This is a genomic window from Coprococcus sp. RTP31081st1_H1_RTP31081_211007 (assembly GCF_040227275.1).
Taxonomy (GTDB): Bacteria; Bacillota; Clostridia; order Lachnospirales; family Lachnospiraceae; genus Coprococcus; species Coprococcus aceti.
Genome location: NZ_JBEHVP010000007.1, coordinates 95,294 through 119,739 on the forward strand (window position 1 = coordinate 95,294; position 24,446 = coordinate 119,739).

General features: G+C 45.5%; 20 protein-coding genes and 1 other annotated feature. Of the genes, 2 read left to right on the forward strand and 18 right to left on the reverse strand.

Annotated elements, in window-relative coordinates; genetic code table 11:
• Window positions 1–36 precede the first annotated feature (36 nt).
• Window positions 37–252: a binding site (T-box leader), on the reverse strand.
• A gap of 61 nt (window positions 253–313) precedes the next feature.
• Genes ABUA31_RS11660 through ABUA31_RS11670 form a run of 3 tightly spaced genes read right to left on the reverse strand, consistent with a single transcriptional unit; the run spans window position 314 to window position 6,641 of the window.
• Entirely contained in the window at window positions 314–1,150 is an 837-nt protein-coding gene (locus tag ABUA31_RS11660) for a hypothetical protein (RefSeq protein WP_015534255.1), read from the reverse strand.
• Between the two features lie 7 nt (window positions 1,151–1,157).
• Entirely contained in the window at window positions 1,158–3,041 is a 1,884-nt protein-coding gene (locus tag ABUA31_RS11665; protein WP_349818704.1) for a DUF5716 family protein, read from the reverse strand.
• Window positions 3,042–3,074: 33 nt separating this feature from the next.
• Window positions 3,075–6,641, reverse strand: coding sequence for a DUF5717 family protein (locus ABUA31_RS11670; RefSeq protein WP_349818703.1), 3,567 nt, complete (start codon window positions 6,639–6,641; stop codon window positions 3,075–3,077).
• Window positions 6,642–6,827: 186 nt separating this feature from the next.
• Here ABUA31_RS11670 and ABUA31_RS11675 point away from each other — a divergent pair, with 186 nt between their 5' ends.
• Together ABUA31_RS11675 and ABUA31_RS11680 are read left to right on the forward strand one after the other, a co-directional pair.
• On the forward strand, window positions 6,828–7,898 hold the full coding sequence (locus tag ABUA31_RS11675; protein ID WP_022217544.1) for a pyridoxal phosphate-dependent aminotransferase: 1,071 nt from the start codon (window positions 6,828–6,830) through the stop codon (window positions 7,896–7,898).
• A gap of 55 nt (window positions 7,899–7,953) precedes the next feature.
• On the forward strand, window positions 7,954–8,595 hold the full coding sequence (locus ABUA31_RS11680) for a phosphoribosyltransferase (protein ID WP_022217543.1): 642 nt from the start codon (window positions 7,954–7,956) through the stop codon (window positions 8,593–8,595).
• 126 nt (window positions 8,596–8,721) lie between these two features.
• Here ABUA31_RS11680 and ABUA31_RS11685 read toward each other — a convergent pair whose 3' ends face one another.
• The 15 genes from ABUA31_RS11685 to ABUA31_RS11755 all read right to left on the reverse strand — a co-directional run bounded on the left by ABUA31_RS11685 (window position 8,722) and on the right by ABUA31_RS11755 (window position 24,434).
• Window positions 8,722–10,293, reverse strand: coding sequence for an extracellular solute-binding protein (locus ABUA31_RS11685; RefSeq protein WP_349818702.1), 1,572 nt, complete (start codon window positions 10,291–10,293; stop codon window positions 8,722–8,724).
• Window positions 10,290–11,081, reverse strand: coding sequence for an ABC transporter permease (locus ABUA31_RS11690; RefSeq protein WP_117549709.1), 792 nt, complete (start codon window positions 11,079–11,081; stop codon window positions 10,290–10,292). Before ABUA31_RS11690 ends, ABUA31_RS11685 begins: the two co-directional genes overlap by 4 nt.
• On the reverse strand, window positions 11,081–11,881 hold the full coding sequence (locus ABUA31_RS11695) for an ABC transporter permease (protein WP_015534262.1): 801 nt from the start codon (window positions 11,879–11,881) through the stop codon (window positions 11,081–11,083). The genes ABUA31_RS11690 and ABUA31_RS11695 overlap by 1 nt, the downstream gene beginning before the upstream one ends.
• Window positions 11,882–11,895: 14 nt before the next feature.
• On the reverse strand, window positions 11,896–13,344 hold the full coding sequence (locus ABUA31_RS11700; RefSeq protein ID WP_349818701.1) for a polyamine ABC transporter ATP-binding protein: 1,449 nt from the start codon (window positions 13,342–13,344) through the stop codon (window positions 11,896–11,898).
• 33 nt (window positions 13,345–13,377) lie between these two features.
• Complete coding sequence (locus tag ABUA31_RS11705) at window positions 13,378–13,602, reverse strand: hypothetical protein (RefSeq protein WP_015534264.1); 225 nt, start codon at window positions 13,600–13,602, stop codon at window positions 13,378–13,380.
• A gap of 636 nt (window positions 13,603–14,238) precedes the next feature.
• The gene (locus tag ABUA31_RS11710; RefSeq protein ID WP_055271938.1) at window positions 14,239–15,132 is read right to left on the reverse strand and encodes a hypothetical protein; all 894 of its coding nucleotides are present in this window, start codon (window positions 15,130–15,132) and stop codon (window positions 14,239–14,241) included.
• Between the two features lie 52 nt (window positions 15,133–15,184).
• A complete protein-coding gene (locus ABUA31_RS11715) occupies window positions 15,185–16,312 on the reverse strand; it encodes a M20 metallopeptidase family protein (RefSeq protein WP_349093376.1) in 1,128 nt (375 codons plus the stop codon).
• A gap of 26 nt (window positions 16,313–16,338) precedes the next feature.
• Complete coding sequence (locus tag ABUA31_RS11720) at window positions 16,339–17,121, reverse strand: TraX family protein (protein ID WP_015534268.1); 783 nt, start codon at window positions 17,119–17,121, stop codon at window positions 16,339–16,341.
• A 314-nt stretch (window positions 17,122–17,435) separates the two neighbouring features.
• Window positions 17,436–18,893 (reverse strand): glycoside hydrolase family 32 protein, encoded by a 1,458-nt coding sequence (locus ABUA31_RS11725; protein WP_349093377.1) that lies wholly within the window; start codon window positions 18,891–18,893, stop codon window positions 17,436–17,438.
• Window positions 18,894–18,915: 22 nt separating this feature from the next.
• On the reverse strand, window positions 18,916–19,089 hold the full coding sequence (locus ABUA31_RS11730) for a hypothetical protein (RefSeq protein WP_227135321.1): 174 nt from the start codon (window positions 19,087–19,089) through the stop codon (window positions 18,916–18,918).
• Between the two features lie 82 nt (window positions 19,090–19,171).
• Window positions 19,172–19,846: a V-type ATP synthase subunit D gene (locus tag ABUA31_RS11735; RefSeq protein ID WP_004850770.1), complete on the reverse strand. Its 675-nt coding sequence runs from the start codon at window positions 19,844–19,846 to the stop codon at window positions 19,172–19,174.
• A 128-nt stretch (window positions 19,847–19,974) separates the two neighbouring features.
• A complete protein-coding gene (locus tag ABUA31_RS11740) occupies window positions 19,975–21,345 on the reverse strand; it encodes a V-type ATP synthase subunit B (protein WP_004850771.1) in 1,371 nt (456 codons plus the stop codon).
• A gap of 4 nt (window positions 21,346–21,349) precedes the next feature.
• Window positions 21,350–23,113: a V-type ATP synthase subunit A gene (locus tag ABUA31_RS11745; protein WP_022217533.1), complete on the reverse strand. Its 1,764-nt coding sequence runs from the start codon at window positions 23,111–23,113 to the stop codon at window positions 21,350–21,352.
• A gap of 36 nt (window positions 23,114–23,149) precedes the next feature.
• Window positions 23,150–23,470: a V-type ATP synthase subunit F gene (locus tag ABUA31_RS11750; protein WP_022217532.1), complete on the reverse strand. Its 321-nt coding sequence runs from the start codon at window positions 23,468–23,470 to the stop codon at window positions 23,150–23,152.
• Window positions 23,463–24,434 (reverse strand): V0D/AC39 family V-type ATPase subunit, encoded by a 972-nt coding sequence (locus tag ABUA31_RS11755; protein ID WP_015534272.1) that lies wholly within the window; start codon window positions 24,432–24,434, stop codon window positions 23,463–23,465. The genes ABUA31_RS11750 and ABUA31_RS11755 overlap by 8 nt, the downstream gene beginning before the upstream one ends.
• Between the last annotated feature and the right edge of the window lie 12 nt (window positions 24,435–24,446).

The following is a 24,446-nucleotide window of genomic DNA, read 5'->3' on the forward strand; positions in this document are numbered from 1 at the left end:
TTTTTCACAAAAAAACCCGCTCTCCGGACATTCTGTCAGAAGGGCGAGTAAATATTCGCGTTACCACCTTGTTTTGTATCTCATCTTATCCTATAACGGGAACGCCCCGGCATGGCCTATCCTTATCATGATCTTTCAGCCATGCAGCTCAGAAGCTACCTTCACAAGTCTCTGTCAGGAACGGTCTCACAGCCCACGAACCATTCTCTCTGTCTGACTCCACATGCTACTCCTCTTCGTCACAGCATTTGCATATATCTTCTTTATTCATTGTGATAGTACAACATAGGCTGGCTGTACGTCAAGCACAAAGTCATCCTATCTGGTTTCTGAACTGATCCTTGAGTGCACTCAGGATGGAATTCATACGCCTGTCATAGTCCTCTATGTCGCCGTGCATTCTGTTGTACACAGCCTTCTGGACTTTGTTGTATATGGACATCTCATGTACATCCTCCTTTGAATCAGCGATCTCGTTCATCAGATCGTCCAGGAATCCGGCCGGCATACCGCGCTTTCTTATCTCCCTCTGGAGTGTCGCCGTGTCCACCGTCACCGCCATTACACAGAAGTATTCTATCAATGACTCATTGTTCTTATTCAGCGCAAATGCTCTGATGAAAGCATCCTTTGCCTCCTCAAGCTGAAGATTGCCCGCCAGCGCAACGCCTTTGTTGTGATATATATTTCCAAGGAACTCATCGTACTCACCATGTGACTCCTTGTACTCTATGATGTCATCGTATATGGCGTCAGCCTTGATGTAATGCTTGTACATCATGTAGCTGTCAGCTCTCTTCTTGTCCAGCTCATACGGCTTGAGAGTCCTGATTCTCTTGCACTCGTCCATGAATTCCTTCACTTCATCCTTGCTGTAGAACTCACCAAATGTAAGTATCTCCACCATGATATCCTGGATATACGCATTCTTGGCATTGAGCGCGTCTATCTTGTCTGCAAGATCCTCCATGTCTATGGCCGTTCTCAGCCAGGTGCTGAGTCTGTCCGCAAGGTCGTCTTTACCTATGAGCACCATATTGTTGAATATGTAGTAGCACAGCTCCTCATATGAATATATGGTTATCTTCGTATTGAGGAATGTGTACGGATTGTCCGCTGTCTTTGTCTTACAAATAATAATTCCACTCATATGTGTATCACTCTCCCGGATCAAAATGCTGTCCTCTGAGGTATGACGGGATGCTGAACGCACTCTGCTCATACTCATCGGAATCTTCGTCATCCAGATCCTCTTCATCTATGGTTTCTTCATCGTCCGGCTCTGACTCGTAGATCTCAGTCTCGCTGTCATCTGCATCGTCTGTAATGTCATCTGATTCTGATTCGTCATCATCTACCTCATATGCAGCATCCACTGATTCCGTTTCGTCATCATCAATTTCATCTGAAATGTTCTCAGGATCAGAGACCGCATCATCTTCTAACTCTTCAGCCTCCGTCATATCCCCCGCATCGTCGTCAATCTCTTCCACAACATCCTCTGCTTCCGTTCCGAAATCATCCGGCTCTTCCACAGTCTCCGGCTCCACAGGTGACGCTGTTCCGTAATATACCACAGGCTCTTCATGTACCTCCGGCTCGGCTTCCACCGTCTTTGCATTACCATGCTCCACCGCCGGATCTTCGCCTCTCAGTTCCTCGGTGTCACCCATGCGTATCCTGAGCTCCTCTTCCCTTCGCGCCGCCTCAAGCTTCTCCGCATGCTTTCTCCTGATGGCTCCTATGTCAAATTCTTTTCTGTATATCTTATTTGTGGTAGGATACAAACTTCCAAATCCAAGATCACGGATGACTATCGCGCCCTTATCCGCACCATAATACTCCACGGATATCGACAGCTTTGTCGTCTTCTTTGGTCTCGCCGGAAGTCCGTATATCTCCACAGTCTCCCGCCATTCTTCCTCAGTCAGTATATCCTGGTATACGATCTGTATCCTTCTTGTGTTGTCGAGGAATACCTCTATGCTTCCGCGGGTGTTGAACCACTCAAGCCCGCCGTATGCTATCGGCCAGAACGTCTTCTTCTCATCCATGAGATTTATTCCGATATTTGTCTTGACCGTCTGCTCCGTATCTATAAAATATCTGCTGAGCGCCTCCGTGTACACACCGCCAAGCGATCTGTAACATGCACCCTTTGTATATATATTCTGTCCAACAAATACCCTTCTGCCCTGACACAGAACCGCCGCCGACTGCTTCATCCAGTTGTCAGCAAATCCTATTCCCGTGAGGAATACAGAGGATATAAACACCTGTGACATACATTCCTTAACTATATCCGCAAATGCCTCATCCATATCCTCATGGTATTTTCCAAATCTTTTCATGTTCATCCTGTCATGGAAGTTCACATGCTCAACGGTCACTATCAAAGGATATTTCCTTGTCATATCTATCCTGTAAAAATCCAGCCCGCTCCTGCCGAAATCAAACAGTCCCACGCTGTTATTCCTGAGCGGCTCAGGCTGTGCAAATATATAGCACAGGCCACTGTCCAGATGGCTCACTATATTAAACTGGTCATGGGTCAGACGGAGTGCCGACTTAAGTCCTCTGACTGCAGCTATGATGCGCGGATCTGTGTCAGCCACTGTGACTGTCAGTTTCTTTATCACAAAACCCTCAAACTGCTCGGTAAACTGTCTTATATGCAGTATCATCATCTTCACAAGAAGATCTCCCGCCTTATAATTACGCCCCGCAACTTCTATATTCTCATTTCTCAGGGTACGCTCATACACCTGATCCACAACCGTTCCATTTTCCTCGAACCTGCAGGCTGAAGCCTTCGCCCCTGCACACCAGCCAGCCAGATCTATGAACTTGTAAGCTTCACTCTGTCCGTCATCCGACTTTTTGTTGTACGCGCTGTAGAACATGATGTTAGGGAGCATATATGTATCCCTCGCCTCCTTGTGGTACACCGATTCCGGCTCCCGCGTGTCAACATTATAATAACTAAGCTGTGTATATTCCGGGCCAAGATCCAGACCCAGATATAACTGTGTGTCAGACATAAATTATGCCCCTCCTTGTGAAAAATCAAAAAGTTAAAGCAACATCAAATTGGCGTCGAAGAAATGGCTGTTGTACAGATATGTGTCCATTGCCTGTATGAGCTCATGGTCATTTCTTGTCTCCTGGCTAACCAGCATGCTATTGATAAGTTCAAAGCTGCTGCTTCCATCCTTATGGAATGTCTCATTTTTGAGTATGTCGCTCTCAACCACGACTGAAGTTCCAACCACTCCATCGATGGAGTAGACAAGCGACTCTCCGTGGAATACGACAACTTCCTTAACATACACTCCCGGAATTATCTCATTCATCCTCTCGGATTTGTAGTTTGCCATACTGCTGCTCTCCTGTCCAAAGCTGTAGCTGACCCATACCTGCTTTCCGCTTTCACCCTTGAATATGACATATGTCTTGAATCTCATATCCCCTGGCAGCTTTACGATCGACTCAAATTTTCTGAAAAACGGAAGTATCTTGCTGTATTCTATAAACTGTTTTACATTTGCCTTGATCCATTCCTGCTGCTCCTCAGTGTATCGTCCACTTCGGTTGCTAAAATAATACAGCAGGCTCATTCTGGATATCTCGTCCTTTATATTGCCCTTGGCGATCTCCTTGTACAGATCCTCCATTATATATGAAGGGATCTTCTGATCCTTTATAAAATACTGGTGCGCGCAATATCTGAGGAAAGCTTTCACCACCATGCCTCGGCTGCGGCCGCGATAGTACACCTCAAATATATCGTATATGGACTCTATATATCCGTCCGCGAACATCATCTGTGCGAGTATGTTCTCAGACAGCATATCAATATTTCTGTAATTTGAATTGACCGACTTGAAGAGATTTGCCATCTCCTCGAGTGATCCGTTGTAATTGTTGATGAGATATGACAGTATCTTCTGTCCGGCGTACCCTCTCCTGTATATATACACGCATATGGATATGAGCAGCCTGCTCTCATCGTATCTCTTGTCATCGATTCCAAACTCGGCTATCTTGATCAGTTCATCTATATCCACATCCACATAGCCAAATCTGTACATTCCCTCAAATGCATTCTCATACATATCCAGAGCTATATAATATGTATTTATCCTGGAAGCATATGAAGGATCCACGTAATCCAGATCTATCTTGGACAAATATTTTCCGAGAATGTCCGCATCGAAATTCTCATGATAATACTCAACCATATGGGTAAGCGCTTCCTGTCTCACCCTGTAGCTCACCTCAGGGCAGAGTGCGATATCTCTGGCAAGATTTATCTCCTTTGCATCCCTGTGTGTAAATATATCTATATCGTTGTAGAGGAACAACAGGTATCTGTAATCCCTTGGACTGTACTCGTGACAAATGTCCAGATAGCTCCTCTCGTCTACAATTCTCTCCATTCTGTACTGTACGGTGCTCACATATCTGCCGCCGTTGTCATCCAGAAGTGTGACTATGGCAGACGGCGATATTATCTCTACATATGCCTCACCATTAACCACCGGAACCTTGACCTCTCCGCCAAGCTCACTGTGGGATACCAGTATGTGTGTTATATTCTCATTATCACACACGAACTTTCTCTTGAATATTATGTTGATGAGCTTTGTGGCAAATTCCGGTTTCACCGTATCAGGATCAAGGAATTCATCGTATATGACTGTCAGGTCATCGCTCACATTTCCCTGAAGTATCATCTTCTCCATGAAACGCTCAATGGCAGGGACAAAATCCCTGTACACCGACTTCTGGTTCTCCTTGTTCATGATGACATTTGCATATATATATGCCAGCTCCTCGTCCGTCAAAACGTTCTTGTAACTGAAATATCTGAGTATAGCCTCCGGTATCTCATCGTAGTGGTTTTTGTCCATGCTCCTGATAAAGCATTCATTCAGACCAACATACTTGAGATCCTTGTCCGATGCGTCACTGTAATATCTGTGATAACACGGATCGTACATCTTATTCTTGATCAGTATTCCACAAATGGCATCCAGAGTCGTCCTGTCATGCCTCATATCGTATATCTGCTCAAGCATCTTAAATGCCTGCTCATCAAAATCCTTCTGTCTCGAAGCAGTCTTGACAAACTCCACGATGACATCCTCTGAGACAAATTCATTTCTCATGCCCCATCTGAGGGCTGCGATCTCAAGCGGTGCGATCTTCTTCATCATGAGAGGCTGCTTGTTGAACATGTCGCATATCTCAAAGTATATTACCGGACTGTTTACACCTGAGTTAAACAGCTTCTGTATATCCTCGTAGAGAACCCATTTGTCCTCTGTATAATTCACATCCACAAATAACAGTATCCAGAAATAGAACAGCCTGTTCTTGTCATTTGCCTCAAATCTTTCTCTGACCATGGCAGCAGTTCTGTCTATGATGAACTTCTCCCTGCGCAGAAGCGACTTCAGGTAACTGAGATAACACTTCTCCATGTCCTCCATGCTTGTGAAATTGGCATCCGCATCTATTCTCAGAAATTCCTGCTCGACAAATTCCGTGTGTCCCTCCAGGATCTGCATATGGAGCAGTCCCAGCCTGTACATGCCATACTCCGGTCTGTATTTTATAAGGGTGTTCAGGGCATCCCTGGTCTCCGCTATGTACTTCTTCAGATCGATCTTGTCCGTTCTGAAGTCAATATATGCACGGATCAGAGCCTCCTCCGCCCTCTTGATGGTGAATCTCGTCTGCCTGCTCTTTGGAGTCATCTTGATGACCTCAGGCTTTCTGATGCTCACCTGTATTCTCATATTCTGATAAGTGTTCCATATATAAATGTAACCCGATGACTCCCCGTCGTGGATCTTCTGCGGATCTATGAGGAAACTGAGGTCAAATGTGTTGCCATCGAAGCTGTTCCACTTCAGCACGCTGGTCTCCGGTATAAGGAAATCGCAGTCCGATGCTATCTTGGTATTCGTGTAGCCCCAGGTGTTCTTGGTGATCGTAACCGATGCCCTGACCAATTCGGATGGCATCTCAACCAGCAGATCGTTCTGAGCCACGGACAGTGTGAGTGCCCTCTTCTTGTGTGTATACACAAGGAATTCCTCCATGGCCTGTCCTATGGACAGTGACATTCCCAGTGTGTCATACACCCTCTGAAGCTTTTCATCCCTGCCTATAAAAGTGCGCACAAAATCCTCGCTTCCGAATATCCTTATGGCATTCTCCCAGTTCTCCTCTGCATATGCTGCAAACTGGAACAGATCCTCGAGCTTCTTACCCTCGACCTGAATATATGGAGCGACTATAGCTATATGATAAGGGATGATAAACTCTCCCCCATCAGTGATTATATTTATATGACCCTTGAAGGATTTGCCTTGCTCGATTCCTCGGGCGTCAAATGAATAGCTGACTCTGTTCTTCCTGCCCACAAATGTGTGACTCTTGAAATCCAGTATATAGCGGCTGTCGTATACCATCAGTTTCACTGCACAACTGTTTGAAGAATCCACTGTAAACTCTCCATCATACACAGTTCCCGCCTCGATATTCAATTCTATCTTGCTGACTGATATGGCTACCGCTGGTCTGTCAACCTTAAACTCACCACGAGCATACTGTTCAACTATTCCCTTCATCGTCTGGTCTCCTGTATCTATTTCTATTGTCTTTTTGTCAAAAATCACTCATAGTGGTTGTATTTGAAGCTTCCAATCGGTATAATTGACAAAAAGACATATATTCAGATTATAACAAAATATTGTCTCTTTTTAAACAATATATACAGAAAAATAACTTAAAACAACTGAAAAAGGGGTTTTTTTATGAAAAATGGGGTTATCAATCTAAAAACAGAGAATCTCCTCAGTCAGGTCGAAACTGTTCGTGCAGATCTTAACATGAATCCACTGGGAGTTCCCGAATCTGTTACTAAAGCTATTGCGGACAACATGAGTCAGTTATCAGTATACCCTGATCACAACACAAAGAAATTAAAGGAAGCCATATCCGCATACTCCGGAGCAAAGACAGACGACATAATCGTCGGCGGTAGCTCCTATGAATTTGTCAAGATACTGTGCGAATTTACCTCGCCTAAGAAAGCTATCCTGATAACACCTGGAGCACAGAATTACGAAAAGCTGCTCTCTATGAACGGCTGTGAGATAATCTACTACTCCACACCTGAGGAGGAGGATTTCACCCTCGATATCGCAGATTTTATATCGAAGTTGTCAGAGGACATCGATATTATATTTATATCGAATCCTAATGGTACAACATCACAGATAATCGATGCAGAGTCTTTGGAATTTATAGCCAAGATATGCGATGGCAATAACATAACCATGGTCGTTGACGAGGAATACATGGATTTTGTTGATGATCTGGAGAGTAATTCTGCCATTCCTCTCACATCGGAATACGAGAATGTTATCGTGCTGCGAAACACAACGAAATTTTTTGCAGTTCCCGGACTCAGGCTGGCATATATGATCACATCGAATCCTGTTCTCAAGAAAACACTTGAGATCACCGGACTGCCATTTGCGATAGGCAAGCTTGTGGAGGCCGCCGGGGTCGCCATGTTCACCGACGAAAAATACATTGCCGAATCAAGAGAGCTCATCAGAACCGAGCGCAACCTTGTGTACTCGGCACTGTCCACCCACAAGTCGATCAAGCTGTACAAACCGGCCGCCAACTTCATACTGATCCGTATCCTGAGGGATGCTATTTCCGCGGGTGATGTGGTGGATTACTGCATGCCAAAAGGTCTTTATATACGAAGCTGTGCTGATATAGGCGGACTTGACAACAAATACATAAGATTCTGTTTTATGAATCCAAAACAGGATGACCTGCTGGTCAACACCGTGCTGGAAATAGTCTAGGAAATTACTGTTTTATTTACAGACAACATAATAATAGAAAAGGAGAATTTAAACTATGGAAAACATGACAACCAAGATCACATCGTCTTATAATAATGCACTGGACATCAAGGTAGTTGACGGACATTTTGCAACTAACCATTCCCACATCAACAGATACATCGATATGACAACCATCAAAAGCAGAAGAAAGATGGCTCTCGCTGCTGCCAAATCCATGGCTACAGAGTATGTTGCAACAACGATCGTTGACACCATCGTCTGCATGGACGGAACAGAGGTTATCGGTGCTTACCTTGCAAATGCCCTCACAGAGAACGGTATCGTGTCCATGAACCAGCACCAGACCATATACATCATGACACCTGAGGTTCATTCTTCAGGCCAGCTCATATTCCGTGATAACCTTCAGCCAATGATCAAGAACAAGAACGTTCTCCTTCTCCTTGCATCGGCAACCACCGGCAAGACAATCAAGCAGAGCATCGAATGTATTGAATACTACGGTGGAAGCATCTCAGGAATATCAGCTATCTTCTCAGCTACAGACGAGGTTGCAGGCCACGAGGTTCACTCTCTGTTCAGCAAGAAGGATATCGACGACTATGCTTCTTATTCCGTTGACGAGTGCCCTATGTGTAAGGCCGGCAAGAAGATAGAAGCCATTGTCAACAGCTATGGTTATTCGATGCTGTAATACCACAGAAACAACACAACCTTTCCCTCGCCGCTCACATAAACTAAAACGGCTGCCTCGATGGCATATGATTTTCTATTATTGAAAACCACACACCATCAGGGCAGCCGTTTATTTTATATTATTCTATTTCCCAAGATAAAATTTCTTTGACCTTTTATGATATACGATCACTACGGCCAGTGCACCGATCACCGCTGCCACAATAAACCATGCCCATGTCGGCACATCTTTGATATTGTAGCATCTGATGTTGATCCACATCTGGTTGATATCCTTGGTGGCATCCTCATCGAAATACTCCATGACCGCACTTCTCTCTATGGCGTCCTGTGACGGATACTGAGCCCCAAGCTGTCTGTCGACCTGTTCCGCAGGAGCTCTGAGCACGTAGTCAGGATCTGAGTTGTCCCCTGTGAAGAAATATCCAAGTGGATAATCAACAACATCCTCCTCGTCATCCTCTGCACCATAAGTGTAATCCAGATAAGAATATACCGTATCGTCATCCCCACCTGCTATGACTGAGGTATAACCAATGTAATACATGTTGCGGACTGCATTGTCAGGTCTTGACACGAAGTTGATAAACGCCTCGGCCGCCTGCTTTCTGTCAGCGTCACCATCTATTCCATTCTTCAGCATAACCCATCCGTCAAAGTACAGATTTGTGCACTCCTCAGGGACCGCAAAGTCAAGCTTCACACCATCCTCCTCAGCCTGATCCATGGCATAAACTGCATCTCCTGACCACTGGTAATTCGCAACAACCTTTCCTGTTATCATGTCTGCCTTACCGCTGTCAGTCTCAAATGAATACACATTATCCTTTATGTCCTGAAGAAGATCCTGTGACTTTGCTATAGTCTCAGGACTGACATCGTTCATAATATCCTTGAGCTGCTCTGAGTAATCATCCTGAGCCCTGAATTCAGTGTCCATCAGCTTGTCCCTCTGCAGTGCTCCGACTGCGGCGAAGTAGGAATCTCTGACATTGTCTTTTATGGTGATCTGTTTTGCAAACTTAGGGTTGTTGAGGACTGTCCATGTTCCCGCCTCATCAGCAGTCATCTTCGCCGGATTGTACAGAATTCCCGTAATTCCAAACATGAAGCCAGCTGCATATTTGCTCCAGGTCTCTCCATTTATCTCATGCGTCTCAAATGTATCTCTGATGTATGGCGACACACCATTTATATAATAATTCTTGTCGTTGTTCTCATCGAAAAAGTCATCGGACAAAGGCTCAAGCTTGTTCTCAGACATAAGCTTCATGATCATGTACTCCGAAGGACATACAAGATCATACACATCGCCGAGAGTCAGCATATTATAGAGATCCTCATTGGTGCCGAAGCACGAATACTGAACATTCACCTTCACACCATAATTCTCGTAATACCAGTTCTCGAAATCCTCCACCATGGAATTCTCACCAAATATAGTTGTTCCATTGTCCAGTTCCAGGGCTTCGTCTTCATCCCAACCACCCTCGTCAATGTACTCTTCCCAGCTGCACACCCTGAGAGTGACCTCTTTTTCAGTAGCAGATGCGCCGTCACTCTTGACAGAAGCAGCATCTCCTGTATCCTCCGCTGCCATTACCGGCAGCATCTGTCCGGCAAGCAATGAAACAGCCATGACTGCTGCCGCCAGCTTTCTGGAAATCGAACGTCCAAAACATATATGTCTTATCATCGCTCCACCTCCTTCTTTCTTCCGGCCACATTCATAGCCACAACGATTATGACAACCAGTGCAAATATGACTGTTGAGAGCGCCCACAGGGCTGTCTTGATCTCAGTCTGTGAACCTTTTGTCGCATTTACAACGTAAGTACTTATGGTGTCAAATGTCGCAGGCTTGGTGTATGTCGCGATGAAGTAATCATCCAGTGACAATGTAACAGCCAGAGCAAATCCCGAAATAATACCCGGAAGTATCTGAGGTATCACTACCTTTGTGAGTCCCTGGAAAGGTGTAGCTCCCAGATCTAACGCAGCCTCATACAGACTGCTGTCCATCTGCTTGAGCTTTGGCACCACTGACAGATATACGAAAGGTGCCGACAAAACCACATGGCCGATGACAAGTGGAACATAGCTGTCCTTGCTCATGCCAAATGCAACTATGAGCAGTATACATATAGAGAAACCTGTCACAACATCTGCATTTACAACAGGCACCTCATTCATGGCATTTATCGATGCTGAAGCCCATTTTTTTGAATAAAAAGCACCTATGGCACCGAGTGTTCCGAGTATGGTTGCTATCAGTGCTGAACCTGCAGCCAGAAGCACAGTTCCAACGATCATTGACCTCAGCTCGTCCTTGGTGAACAAAGTCACATAATTGTGAAGCGACCATCCGTGAATGCTTCCGATATTTGCCGATGTTGTAAAGCTGTAAACAGCCAGTATCAATATAGGCATATATATGAGAAGAAGCATAATGCATATAAATATAATCTTAGACCATTTCTTCATTATAACAACGCACCTCCTCTGCTTCCGCCGTCGTCATCCGTGTACTTGTTTGTCACAAGTGTGAATACAAGTATTATCACAAGAAGGACGAGTGCTATCATGGAACCGCCGTTCCAGTTATATGCTGAGAAGTAGCTTCCTATCAGACTACCCATGATGTATGTGCTGTTGTAAAGCATGTCAAGCACAACATAGTTAGTCATAGATGGCAAAAATACCATAACTATTCCGCTGACGATTCCCGGAACGGTGAGCGGAAGTGTGACCTTGACAAATGTCTGGAAGCTATTTGCCCCAAGATCCACAGCGGCCTCCATAAGGCTGCCGTCAAGCTTCAATATGGTTGTGTATATAGGAAGTATCATAAATGGCAGGAAATCATATGTCATTCCTATAACCGAATTGAGAAACGGGTGGAATGCCAGATTGCCCTCTATAACCGTGAGTACCTCCTTGAGTGCTGTGATCCTCAGTGTGAAGTTGATCCACATCGGGAGCACGAACATCATGACAATTACCGATTTCCTTTTCATCTCACTTCTCGCAAGTATATATGCGATCGGATATGCCAGCAGCAGACACACCAGAGTAGTCACTATGGCAAGCAAAAAGCTGTATGCCAGAGTACCTATGGTGTTCGGGCTGGTAAAGAATCCCGTCAGATTGTCAAATGTAAACCTGCCCTCGCCGTTGGTGAAGGCATAATAAATAATTACAAACAGTGGTGCAACTACAAAGCATATGAGAAATAATGCGTATGGGATGCCCAGCTGTTTTCTTGAAAAACGTAAGCCGTTCATGTTCATCCCTCCATCTATTTCTTAAGTGAAAACTTCATCTTATCCTCTGGAATTATCAGGCTGACTCTGTCCTCCATGTTCCACAGGTACTCGTCATCCACGATAAAGTCCTCCTCATTGTCAGTTCTCACCACATAGCTGTAGTGGTCTCCCTTATATATAAGATTGATGATATGTCCGCAGATTATACCAGCTTCCTCGTCATCACTCATGTCGATATCCTCTGGAAGTATAGATACTATTACCTTGATCTTCTCACGGTCTATCGCCTCACCATTTGCATCCACCAGCACGCCATCCTTCATGGCTGAACCCGGGACGATCTCCGTGAGGTCGCATGATACCTTACCGTCAAATACGCCGAGGGCATAATTTCTATTGACTGAGCTCTCAATCTTGTTGATTGCAGTCTCCGATATCATGATGTGTATTCCATCAGGTTCAACATTGAGGCCAACCTTATCTCCAACCTTGGCGGACTTTGTGGTCTGAATAACTATCTCATTCCTTCCGGACTCAACGGTGATCTCATAGTGCACACCCTTGAACACAACAGATGTCACAACTCCCTTTACAGCGCCCTGTTCAGGTGTAGTGATCATCACATCCTCGGGTCTTACTACGGCGTCCACCTTTGTTCCAATCTCCACGTCATCCAGACAGACAAATTCTGCACCACAGAATCTTACCTTTAACTTGCCCGTCATAATTCCGTTGAAGATGTTACTCTCGCCTATGAAATCCGCAACAAATGCATTCTTTGGCTCATTATATATATCTTCAGGAGTTCCTATCTGCTGTATCTCACCCTCGCTCATGACAACTATCTTGTCTGACATGGTGAGTGATTCTTCCTGGTCATGTGTTACATATATAAAAGTGATTCCCAGCCTGTCATGCATTCCCTTGAGCTCTATCTGCATCTCTTTTCTCATCTTGAGATCCAGTGCGCCAAGAGGCTCATCCAGAAGAAGTATCTCTGGCTCATTGACAAGGGCTCTCGCTATAGCTATTCTCTGCTGCTGTCCACCCGAAAGCGTGGCAACTTTTCTGTCCTCAAAGCCCTCAAGGTCAACCATCTCAAGGACCTTCTTGACCTTCTTCACGATCTCTGCCTTAGGAAGCTTCTTGAGCTTGAGGCCAAATGCTATGTTGTCAAAGATATTCAGATGTGGGAACAGCGCATACCTCTGAAAGACCGTGTTGATAGGTCTCTTATTTGGTGGAAGCTTGCTGATATCCTGTCCATTCAGTAATATCTCTCCTGAAGTAGGAATCTCGAATCCTGCTATCATTCTAAGTGTCGTGGTTTTTCCGCAGCCTGAAGGGCCTAAGAACGTGACGAACTCGCCTCTCTTCACTTCGAGGTTAAAGCCGTCAACTGCTGTGAATCCATTGTCATAGGTCTTGACAATGTTTTTCAATTCAATGATATTGTTGGAATTATTGTTGTTTTTTTCCATTTATTTCCTCCTTAAGTATCGTGACATACTCCGTCACTTACTTACAGTGCCCCAACAAAGCGCATTTGTCATCTGCCATTCCAAATGGACGACAAGAGCGACCGCCCCGCCGTCAGCGGACAACAAATCCACGCTCCATGTATCACTGCTGTATATCTCACCAGCCCGGGGAGCAAATAACGAAAAGCCTATCTGATAGCTCTCCTCGCATGAGCACAACTTTATCTTGCCCTCATACTGTCGGGGAATCAAAAACATGTTAAGAAAAAACCCCTTTATGATACCGGGTGATGGCATGGATCACGGTTAGTAGCCCTATCCACCTGCCTCTCCATGTCGAGATACATTTTAAGGCACGATATCCAGGGTAAAATAGCTAACAGACTTCCTATTTTTCCCAAAATCCACGAAGATCATCCTGCATTTTATGCAGAAAAATCGACCCTGTCTCCAAACATTCCGCATATTCGCGGCTGCATCCCTGCAATTTGAAACAAAGTCGATTTATTCTAACATATAATCATTGGTAATGATATATATTTTCATTTAATTCTTTAACAAAACAGGTCGTTACCTGTTATTTAATTCTGAACAATTCCGGAATGACTCAAGAGGCAGTCACATTTTACTGAATCCATCAAATCCGAATCGCTATTCAGATAACAGTTAATAAATTCTAGATCAGAAGTACCGCCAGCTGCACCAGTGCTGACAGCCATATGAGAACCACCAGATATATCTTTGCCGCTTTTGTCATGTCGAACCTCCACACACAATAATCCATCACTCTTCAGGACATGCTATGCAAAACCTCAGAATATTCTGCAACACATTCTATATTTATTTTGTTCAATAAGAGTATTTTTATGCCTGAGTTCGGAAGTTTCCACAGTATCATCTGATAATCCTTCTTTCCGTTTTCCCATATTTCCATGTATATACATACGTAAGCTTCATCTGCCCGTGCTCTGACTGCCATTCAAGATGTCCGTCTTTCATCCGAAAATCTATGCCCAGCTTGTCCGTGTCTATCTCTCCTGGCTGGTATGTTCCATCTTGACCGTCACTAGATACATCGCTGATACCAGCGACCTCGTATCTCACCTTCTCAACATCCGCCTCCACCTGCGCTTTGGCCATGTAACCAGCCGCAGAAAACATAGCCAGATCAAAAATCACGGATACAAAGCCAGCCAAAAGTACAGTCATTATCTTCTTAAACAGATAGGTTCTTATCTTTCTGTCATCGACTGGTTCAAGCCTTCCTCTATATCTTCTATTGTCAGACTGTCTATAATATACAACTGCCCCAGCCACCCAGAATACAACAACAATACACAGGCATATTCCAGGAAGCGACACTCCGGGGAGCCAGCGCCACCACCCTACATAATACTTTATGACCACCACTGCAAAACAAAGTGCACATGCAGCCGTGATACATGCTGATATCACGCTATCCCTGTCCCTTCCATCAACGATGCAATAATCTTCTCGTTCTCTCGGCAGATTTTCCAGCACACAATTATATTTCCTTCTGTCATCTGGAACCTCATATCCGGCCTTGATCAGTTCTCTCAGGTACAGCCATGCGTCTAGGTAGGCAAGCCACAAACCAACCATAGGGCAAAATGTAATAACGCTGATCACCATCATAACATCGCAAAATGTACTGACAATATCATCAAAAAACACACCACAGATCATTCCTGCAAGTGTAGGAACAGATACCACCACCGCGGTGATCAGAATTATACGCATTACGCGCCTGTCATATTTTATCTTCATACGTCTTTACCCCATTTTTGAACATAAAATAACTTACTATCTCTTACATGCACTACATCAATGCCAGCCCCACAAACATCTTAACTGCTGTCTCTATGATCTCATCCGGGAACTCGAATCCCGCCGTATGGAGCTGGGCATGATCCTCACCATCGCCTACGCCGAAGAATGCTCCCTTTGTCTCCTGCAGATAGTATCCGAAGTCCTCCGACCACCTCATCGGCTCAGCAAGTTCTGTAACCACAATATTCTGGTCAGCAGCACATTTTCTAAGTTTGTCCACATTCACAGCATGATTTTCCGTTGCCGGGAACCGCTCTATCTCCTGTATATCAAGGGTGAAGCCCCCATCGTCCGCAGTATTTTGTGCAATCTGCTTTATCTCATCCACATACACGGCAAATACCTTTTCTCTCTCAGCCCTCACCGTCATGCGCAGCGTTCCTTCTGATGCAGCCACACCGTAATTGGCACTTCCAATATCCATTCCGATGAGCGTCATCCTGACAAATTCCCTGCTGCGGTTGTACTCCTCAGTAAGCTTCTCTATCTCCAGCAGCAGCCTGGCAAGCGCAGGCCCCGGATTCTTTCCCGCCTCAGGATATGCCGCATGGCTGGCTGTCCCTATCATATGTATCTCAAGCCCCGTTGATGCGCATGCAAATGTTCCATCTATCGTCAGCACATGATTTCTCGGATATCCCGGTATGTTATGAAGTCCATAAATCTCACCTATATTCTTCTCAATTATAAGATCTCTGCACAGCCTTGCCCCAGCACCTATCTCCTCGCCGGGCTGGAAAATGAAATAGACGTCCCTGTGCGTATTTCCGCATTTTTCCATTGCACGGGACAGCCAGGCCGCAGCCCCACATAATATACTGCTATGTCCATCATGCCCGCAGTAATGTCCCGGCTTTCCATCCTGCCCACACACTGCATCCATGTCTGCCCTGAACGCGATCGGTGTTCTTTCTTCATCCCCTATTCTGTCATCAGAAGATTTCAGCACCGCATAAAACCAAGCACCTCTATCCACGATCTCAAGGTCAGTATTCTCCCTGAGAAACGACATGAGCACCGCCTTAGTCCGCATCTCATGCATCGAAGCCTCAGGAATGCTGTGAAGCCTGCGCCTGAGGTCATATATCTTTGTCATAAGCTCTTTGTCAATTTCCATAATACCTCCGTGCTCCTTCTCATCTATCACAGCCCAAGACACATCCTTATAATACCGAGTATCAGCATATGCACTGGATAGAACAGGTAATTCACCAGCTTATTCTGCCTGCCGCGCTTGCCATTGTATGTCAAAGTCAGTCCAAACCCCAACAGTGCCCACGGTTCCTTGAACATCGCCAGGTAGCAGAACGGTATTGCAATTGCGGACTTTTCATGAAATATATACAGGAAATATCCTATAAGTATGGCGTGGTAGTCATAATCAACCGCAAGATTCATCGATATAAGACACACTATGGCAACTATCGGTATCGTTGCTATAAACCATACTGCCTTGGGAAGCTTCTCCATTTTTTTCCTCAGCACATCAATGATCCATATCATTGCCAGCACCATCGCCAATGTAAACATAATATTATTTGCATTCCATTCAAAGAATACGCCACTGGAGAACATGTCATAAGGGATCTCAGATATCACGCCAAATATAAGCAGCATTCCAAGATACTTCCACTTGTTTCTCGTATGAAAATATCCTTCCACCAACATATATATGAATATCGGGAAAGCTATCCGCCCCAGGACATCAAATACATCACTTACAGCCGATATTATTCCACCATCCAGATACGGATACAGCAATGTCTTATTCGTATGATCTATGAGCATTGAAATGAACGCTATATACTTAAGCTGTGCTCCGGAAAGCAGACCTATTCCGTTCAATGTTATTTTTCTGCACGTTTCACAAGTTGCACCCTCTGCCTGCTCAAAGTTATTTTTTATTTTATAATTATGAACTTTCATGCAATTTCTCCTTTGTTTTCCCAACATTTACTGATGTTTTAGTCCTAATAAGTACAGTAGTCGTTTTTAGGCCCCCGCACTTATGCACTACCACACTTTTCAGCAGTGTTTTCACTATAACTATAACATAACTGCATTGAATAACAGAGCTTAACTTTTTTTCAATACGCTTAAATTTATGACATTGCGCATTTACATGTAGTCAGCATATTTGCTGGATAAATAAACAAAATACCAGTCTGCAAAATCAGATGTTTTTCTAATCTTTGCAAGCTGGTATTCGATCACCCTCTGTGTCAATCAGAGCATATGACCTATATGTTCAGATCGTATTTCTCCACCTCAAGTTCCACACATCCGTCAGTTTCAAATACAATATCCTGAGCATTGCGCGGTGTATATATAACTGTAGACAGCACTTGTTCTCCATCATTTACAAATATCTCTATGGAATTCCAATCCATCACTATTCTCATTTTTGAAAGTCCATTGCCATTCTTGATTTTGACCTTGCGCACACAGTTTGTATCACGTATCCATCCCGCAAATGTTCTGTCTATCTCAAGCATTTGTGCTCCCGGGGTATAGCTGACATTGGTTTCATGAATCTCATTCTTTGCAAAGTGCATTGTAAAATGTCCGCATTCAGCTTTCTTTATATCAACTGTCATATCGATAACTCTGCCGTTAATGCCTTCATATGTCTTCTCACCACGCAAAGTATCATTAACTACCAGCTTGTTCTGCCTGTATCCACAAAGCTCTCTGACCGGAGTCTGAATCAGCTTGCCGTCAGAGATCATTAGTTCTCTTGGAACTGCCATCATACATGCCCACTTCTGTCCACGTGGCAGCGTATTTACGCTGTCCCAAGACTGCATCCAGCCAATCATCACTCTTCGTCCATCAGGTGTTCTTATAGTCTGTGGTGCATAAAAATCAAATCCACTGTCCACAGATACCGCTTTTTCATACTTGAAAATATGTTTCTCTTCATCCACATCGCCTGTGAAGAATACCACGTTATTTCCATTGTGAAACTCTCCATCTGCTGACATGTCCTGTGGGGATACTATAAGCACCTTATGTCCATCCATCTCAAAATAGTCTGGGCACTCCCATACTGCGCCAAATCTGCCTGTTTCATCCTTTGCAAATACTGATTCAAATTTCCAGTTGTACATATCATCTGAAGAGAACAGTACAACCTGAGGGATTCCATTATATGTCCGGTTTCCAGCCAGCATATAGTACCTGCCGTCCGCGTCCTTCCAGACCTTCGGATCTCTGAAATCAGCACGGCTGCATTCCTCCGGCATGATCTTCCCATCAACAACAGGATTGCTGGATATTTTTTCATAACTAATTCCATCACCTACAGCCATACACTGGTTTTGTATAACATTCTTAGTTCCATCAGCCATTTTTTCCTCAACAACTCCTGTATAGAACAATACATGCTTCCCGTCATTCTCTATTGCAGTTCCTGAAAAGCAGCCAAATGCATCATAATCCGAGTCAGGTGCCAGTGCTGTTGGAAGCTCCTCCCATCTTATAAAATCATCTGAGGTGGAATGTCCCCAGTGCATAGGTCCCCACTCCGTGCTGTATGGATGGAACTGATAAAACAAATGTGCCTTTCCTCCATATATGGAAAATCCATTAGGGTCGTTTAACCAGCCCACCGGAGTTGTAAGATGGAACTCCGGCTTGTCTGCTCTGTCTACTCTGTTCTTTTCTATATATTCATCTGCCTTCTGGCATGTATACATACTGTGACCTCCTTCTGTTTGATTAGATTGTTTTTTCGGTTGTGCTGTCAAAGAAGTGCAGCTTATGTGGCATGAATACGAACGAAACCTTGTCGCCTATCTGGCTTATCTCATACTTTGATACTCTTGCAACAGTCTTGCTTCCCGCAAACTGGAAATACAGATTATTTTCATTTCCCGTCCACAAGAAGATCAAACCGCCCACACCCCTTTATTTATCTGAGGTGTGGGCGGTTTTTATCAAAACTTTTGTCCTATAAGTTTAAATATCATTCTGTCTACTGCGCATGCTCGAACTGATGCTCTTTGTAGTGATGAGCCTCCTCCAGCATCATGTCCTTGACCTTCATAAGTCTGACCTGGGTGCTTCGCTCATTCTCATCAAGCTTCATGCTTATATACTTTATTCCCTCCCGGGTCTCCGGGATGATGACATGCTCAAGAGCATTTACACGCCTTCTGGTCTTCTCTATCTCCGCTGCGAGCATCTGGCAGGACTTCTCCACCTCCGCCAATCTCAGCATATCAGGAAGTATATCCGAGAGGGACTTCACTGCATCGTCCAGCTCTCCAGATGTAAATGCAAATCCATACGAATAGATGTCATTTGAATTTGCGCTTTTCGTCTTATAGTCGTACACAGGAATGTCAACACTCATTACATTCCTGTCGCCAAGGGCGATCCGCACCTCCTGCTTCGGAGCCATGAGCGCCGTACTCAATGTCTGCTCATTCATACCCGCCTTCGCTATTACAAAGCCTGTGTTGGCAGCTTTGATGCCAGCCTCAACCTTCTTTCTCAGTTCCATATTCTCTCTTGCCATGTCAAGGAACTGCCTCATCAGCTCATCTCGCTTATCCTTAAGGAGCTTATGGCCTCTGGATGCCGTGACCAGCTTCTTCTTAAGCCTTGTCAGCTCCATTCTGGTTGGATTAACCACAACATTAGCCATCTGTCTTCTCCTTTCTTCCAAATATATTTTCAAGCTACTTGACATGTATTACAAAGACAACGTGTATATGGCAATTTTGCACGAATGCTTTAAATATATAGCAATCTTCCCGCAAAATTGCCTACCCACTACTTTCCGTAATACATGTCAAGCCACTTGTCATCGATACGTTTCAGCTCGGCTCTAGGAAGAATGGAGAGAAGCTTCCAGCCTATGGCAAGTGTCTCCTCAATACTTCTGTCGGTGCCGTACCCCTGGGATACATACTCCTTCTCAAATGCCTCTGCAAACTTTGCATATATGATATCTATATCCGAAAGTGCCGACTCACCCAGGATAGTCATGAGCTCCTTGGCATCCTTTCCTCTTGAATAAGCTGCAAATAACTGGTTCATGGTGCTGGCATGATCTCCTCTGGTCTTGCCCTCACCGGTTCCCTTATCCTTAAGTCTGGACAGTGATGGAAGTACATCGATAGGCGGTGTGACTCCCTTTCTGTACAGCTCTCTTGAGAGAATGATCTGTCCCTCTGTGATATATCCCGTGAGGTCTGGTATAGGATGAGTCTTGTCATCCTCAGGCATGGTCAGGATCGGTATCATGGTTATACTTCCATTCTTACCCTTCTGTCTTCCGGCTCTCTCATACAGAGTTGCCAGGTCAGTGTACATGTATCCAGGATAACCACGGCGTCCCGGAACCTCTTTTCTTGCGGCTGATACCTCACGAAGTGCATCCGCATAGTTCGTGATATCCGTGAGAATTACCAGAACGTGCATGTTCTTCTCAAATGCAAGATACTCAGCGGCGGTAAGTGCCATTCTAGGTGTGGCGATACGCTCAACCGCAGGATCATTTGCCAGGTTGATGAAGAGGACTGTTCTGTCTATGGCACCAGTCTCCTTGAAGCTCTCTGTGAAGAAGTTTGCCTCCTCAAATGTGATACCCATGGCTGCAAATACGACGGCGAATGGCTCATCTGTTCCGCGCACCTTTGCCTGTCTTGCTATCTGTGCTGCAAGCTGGCTGTGCGGAAGTCCTGAAGCCGAGAATATCGGCAGCTTCTGTCCTCTTACCAGTGTGTTCAGTCCGTCTATGGCTGATATACCTGTCTGAATGAACTCAGACGGATAGTTCCTGGCAGCCGGATTCATCGGCAGACCATTGATATCTCTTCTCTCATCAGGAAGTATCTCAGGGCCGCCATCTATAGGTCTTCCAAGTCCGTCAAATACACGGCCAAGCATATCTTCTGATACGCCGAGCTCCATACTCCTTCCAAGGAATCTTACCTTGCTGTTTGAAAGGTTGATACCTGTCGAATTCTCAAAGAGCTGTACCAGGGCGTCCTCGCCATTTATCTCAAGGACCTTGCATCGTCTGATCTCGCCGTCTGCCAGCTCAATCTCACCCAGCTCATCATAAGCTACATTCTCAACTCCGTGCACCAGCATCAGAGGACCCGCAACTTCCTGTATAGTTCTATATTCCTTTGGCATAGTCTTAGTCCTCCTTCTCTATAGCTTCCTGAAGCTCCTTGTCAAGCTCCCTGGATATCTTCTCGTACTCTTCATCCACATTCTCAGGAAGCACATATTTGAATCGTCCGATCTTTTCTCTGATCGGCATGTTCAGAATATTTCTTATGCTTGCTCCACCGGCCAGTGCCTGCGCTGACTCCTCATAAAATGCCATGATGAGCTCCATCATCAGAAACTGCTTGTGAAGCGGTGTGTATGTGTCCACATCATGGAATGAGTTCTGGTGAAGAAAATCCTCTCTGATGGATCTCGCCGCCTCCATCTTCAGTCGGTCTCCCGCTGAAAGGGCATCCATACCTACCATCTTAACGATCTCATCTAGCTCTGCCTCCTCCTGAAGCAGGGTCATCATCTTCTGTCTGTCGACCATGAACTTTTCATTTACATTTTCCTCGAACCATTTGCCCATATTGTCCACATACAGAGAGTATGAAGTCAACCAGTTGATGGCAGGAAAATGTCTCTTGTACGCAAGCGATGAATCCAGTCCCCAGAATACCTTGACGATTCGAAGTGTTGCCTGTGAAACCGGCTCGGAAATATCACCACCCGGAGGAGAAACCGCACCGATAACCGACAGTGCACCGGTTCTGCCCTCGCTGCCGAGAGTCTTGACCATTCCGGCTCTCTCGTAGAACTGTGCAAGTCTTGAACCGAGGTAAGCAGGGTAACCCTCCTCACCAGGCATCTCCTGCAGACGTCCTGACATCTCTCTGAGCGCCTCAGCCCAACGCGATGTGGAATCCGCCATGAGTGCCACCGAGTAACCCATATCACGGAAATACTCAGCTATAGTTATACCCGTATATATAGATGCCTCTCTGGCCGCAACCGGCATATCCGATGTGTTGGCTATGAGGACTGTTCTCTGCATGAGTGAATGTCCGGTCTTCGGATCCTTTAGCTCTGGGAACTCGTTCAGAACATCTGTCATCTCATTTCCGCGCTCTCCGCATCCGATGTAGACAACGATATCCGCCTCAGCCCACTTTGCAAGCTGATGCTGGATAACTGTCTTGCCGCTTCCGAAAGGTCCGGGAACCGCAGCCACTCCTCCCTTTGCTATAGGGAAAAATGTATCTACAACTCTCTGTCCTGTGATAAGTGGCATGATCGGTGGTATCTTTTCCTGATATGGACGGCCCTTACGAACCGGCCACTTCTGCATGAGTGTCAGCTCCCTGTCACCCTTGTCTGTCTCAACCACACACACAGTCTCCTCAACTGTGAATTCTCCTGCCTTTATCTCTTTGATGGTTCCTGTCACACCATAAGGCACCATGATCTTCTGTGTGACGACCACAGTCTCCTGAACTGTTCCTATCACATCGCCTGCCGACACCTTATCACCCACCTTGGCAGTCGGCACAAATGTCCACTTGATATCTCTCTTCAGCGATGGGACTTCAACTCCTCGCTTCAGGTTGTTACCACATATCTTCATGATATCATCCAGCGGTCTCTGGATTCCATCGTATATACTGCTTATAAGTCCCGGTCCCAGCTCAACCGACAGAGGCATTCCCGTTGACTCCACCGGTGCTCCCGGTGCAAGTCCTGATGTCTCCTCGTATACCTGAACTGATGCCTGATCTCCATGCATCTCTATGATCTCGCCGATAAGTCTGCTCTCACTTACACGCACCACGTCGTACATATTTGCATCACGCATGCCCTCTGCGATGACCAGTGGTCCGGCGACCTTCTTAATCTTTCCTGTAGCCACTTAACAGCTCACGCTCCCTTCTATTTGTATGCTCCACTACTCTTCATTAAATAAAATATCCGAGCCTACAGCCTGCTCAACGGATTTCTTTACTCCCGCTATTCCGGCCCCTGTATTGCCAGATATCCCCGGTATGAGAATGATCGCAGGCTTCATAACCTCTCTGTATCTGTCTATCTCTTTATTGAGATCCGAAGCCAGTGCCTCGGTCATATATATGACTGCATAATTGTCCTCCGCCAGCCTTTTCAACAACGTGACCCCATAATCCAGATTATCTACAGGGAATGTATCCAGGCCCAGAGTTGCAAATCCGTATATACTGTCATAATCGCCCATAACAGCTATCTTATACATACATCTCCCTTACCCTTTCCCTGATAGCCTCCTCCGGAAGCTGGTTCAGCTTGCATGTCAATATGATCCTGACTGTCTTTATCTCGTTGAGCCTCGCCAGAATGTACGCCACTATCGGTCCCACCGTAAATGGGTTGTACTTCTGAGGCTTTATCGTTTCTATGATACGGTTGTCACACCATCTCTCAAATGCCGATGCCGACTTAGAAAGTGCCTCTGCCCCACCGGCGTATGCTGTGTCCGCAAGGTATCTCTCTATCTCTTCCATGCCGGCCACCGCAGCCGTCGCCAGCCTGTCAATATCCAGAGTGTTGCACTCCGCCATGGCTCTCTTCATGAAATCCTTGTTTTTGCCTGTCTTCATGGATCTCACCGCTATCTTGATATCTGCAACAGCCACCGTCGTCTCTGCATAATCCCTGAGCAGGCTGTCATCTGCCTTCTTTGCAGCCTGCATGATCGCCAGCAGTGTTCCTCGATCTATCACAGCATCGCACATCTGTCCATCTCCAGCCTGTGCCATACAGTCCCAAGCCTCCCTAGCGCAGTCTCTCATGTGTTCTGGAAGTCTGTCCCACGCCTTGTCACTTACGATGGACAGCATCTTCTGACCGTCTATCTCGGCATTGTCGAAGAACACATGGGCAGGAGTCTCCCCGGCAACCACAGTCTTGATCGCCGCCTTGAGGTTGTGATACAGATCTGGAAGTCTTATGACATCGAACACGGACATATCATCCACCATCTCAGCCACAGCAGCCCACGTCTTGTCAGTCTCCGCCCTAAGTATGTCATTTTCATCCATACTGGCTTTATCACTATCGCCCCAGCCCTTCTCTATGATGAACTGAACCGCCTTCTTGTAGGAATCCGTGGCCACGAGCTGTTCTATGACTGCCTGACTCATAAGCGTCATCTCAAGTGCCCTGATCCTGGCAACTGCATATATATATTTGTCTGCCATCTGCCTACCTCC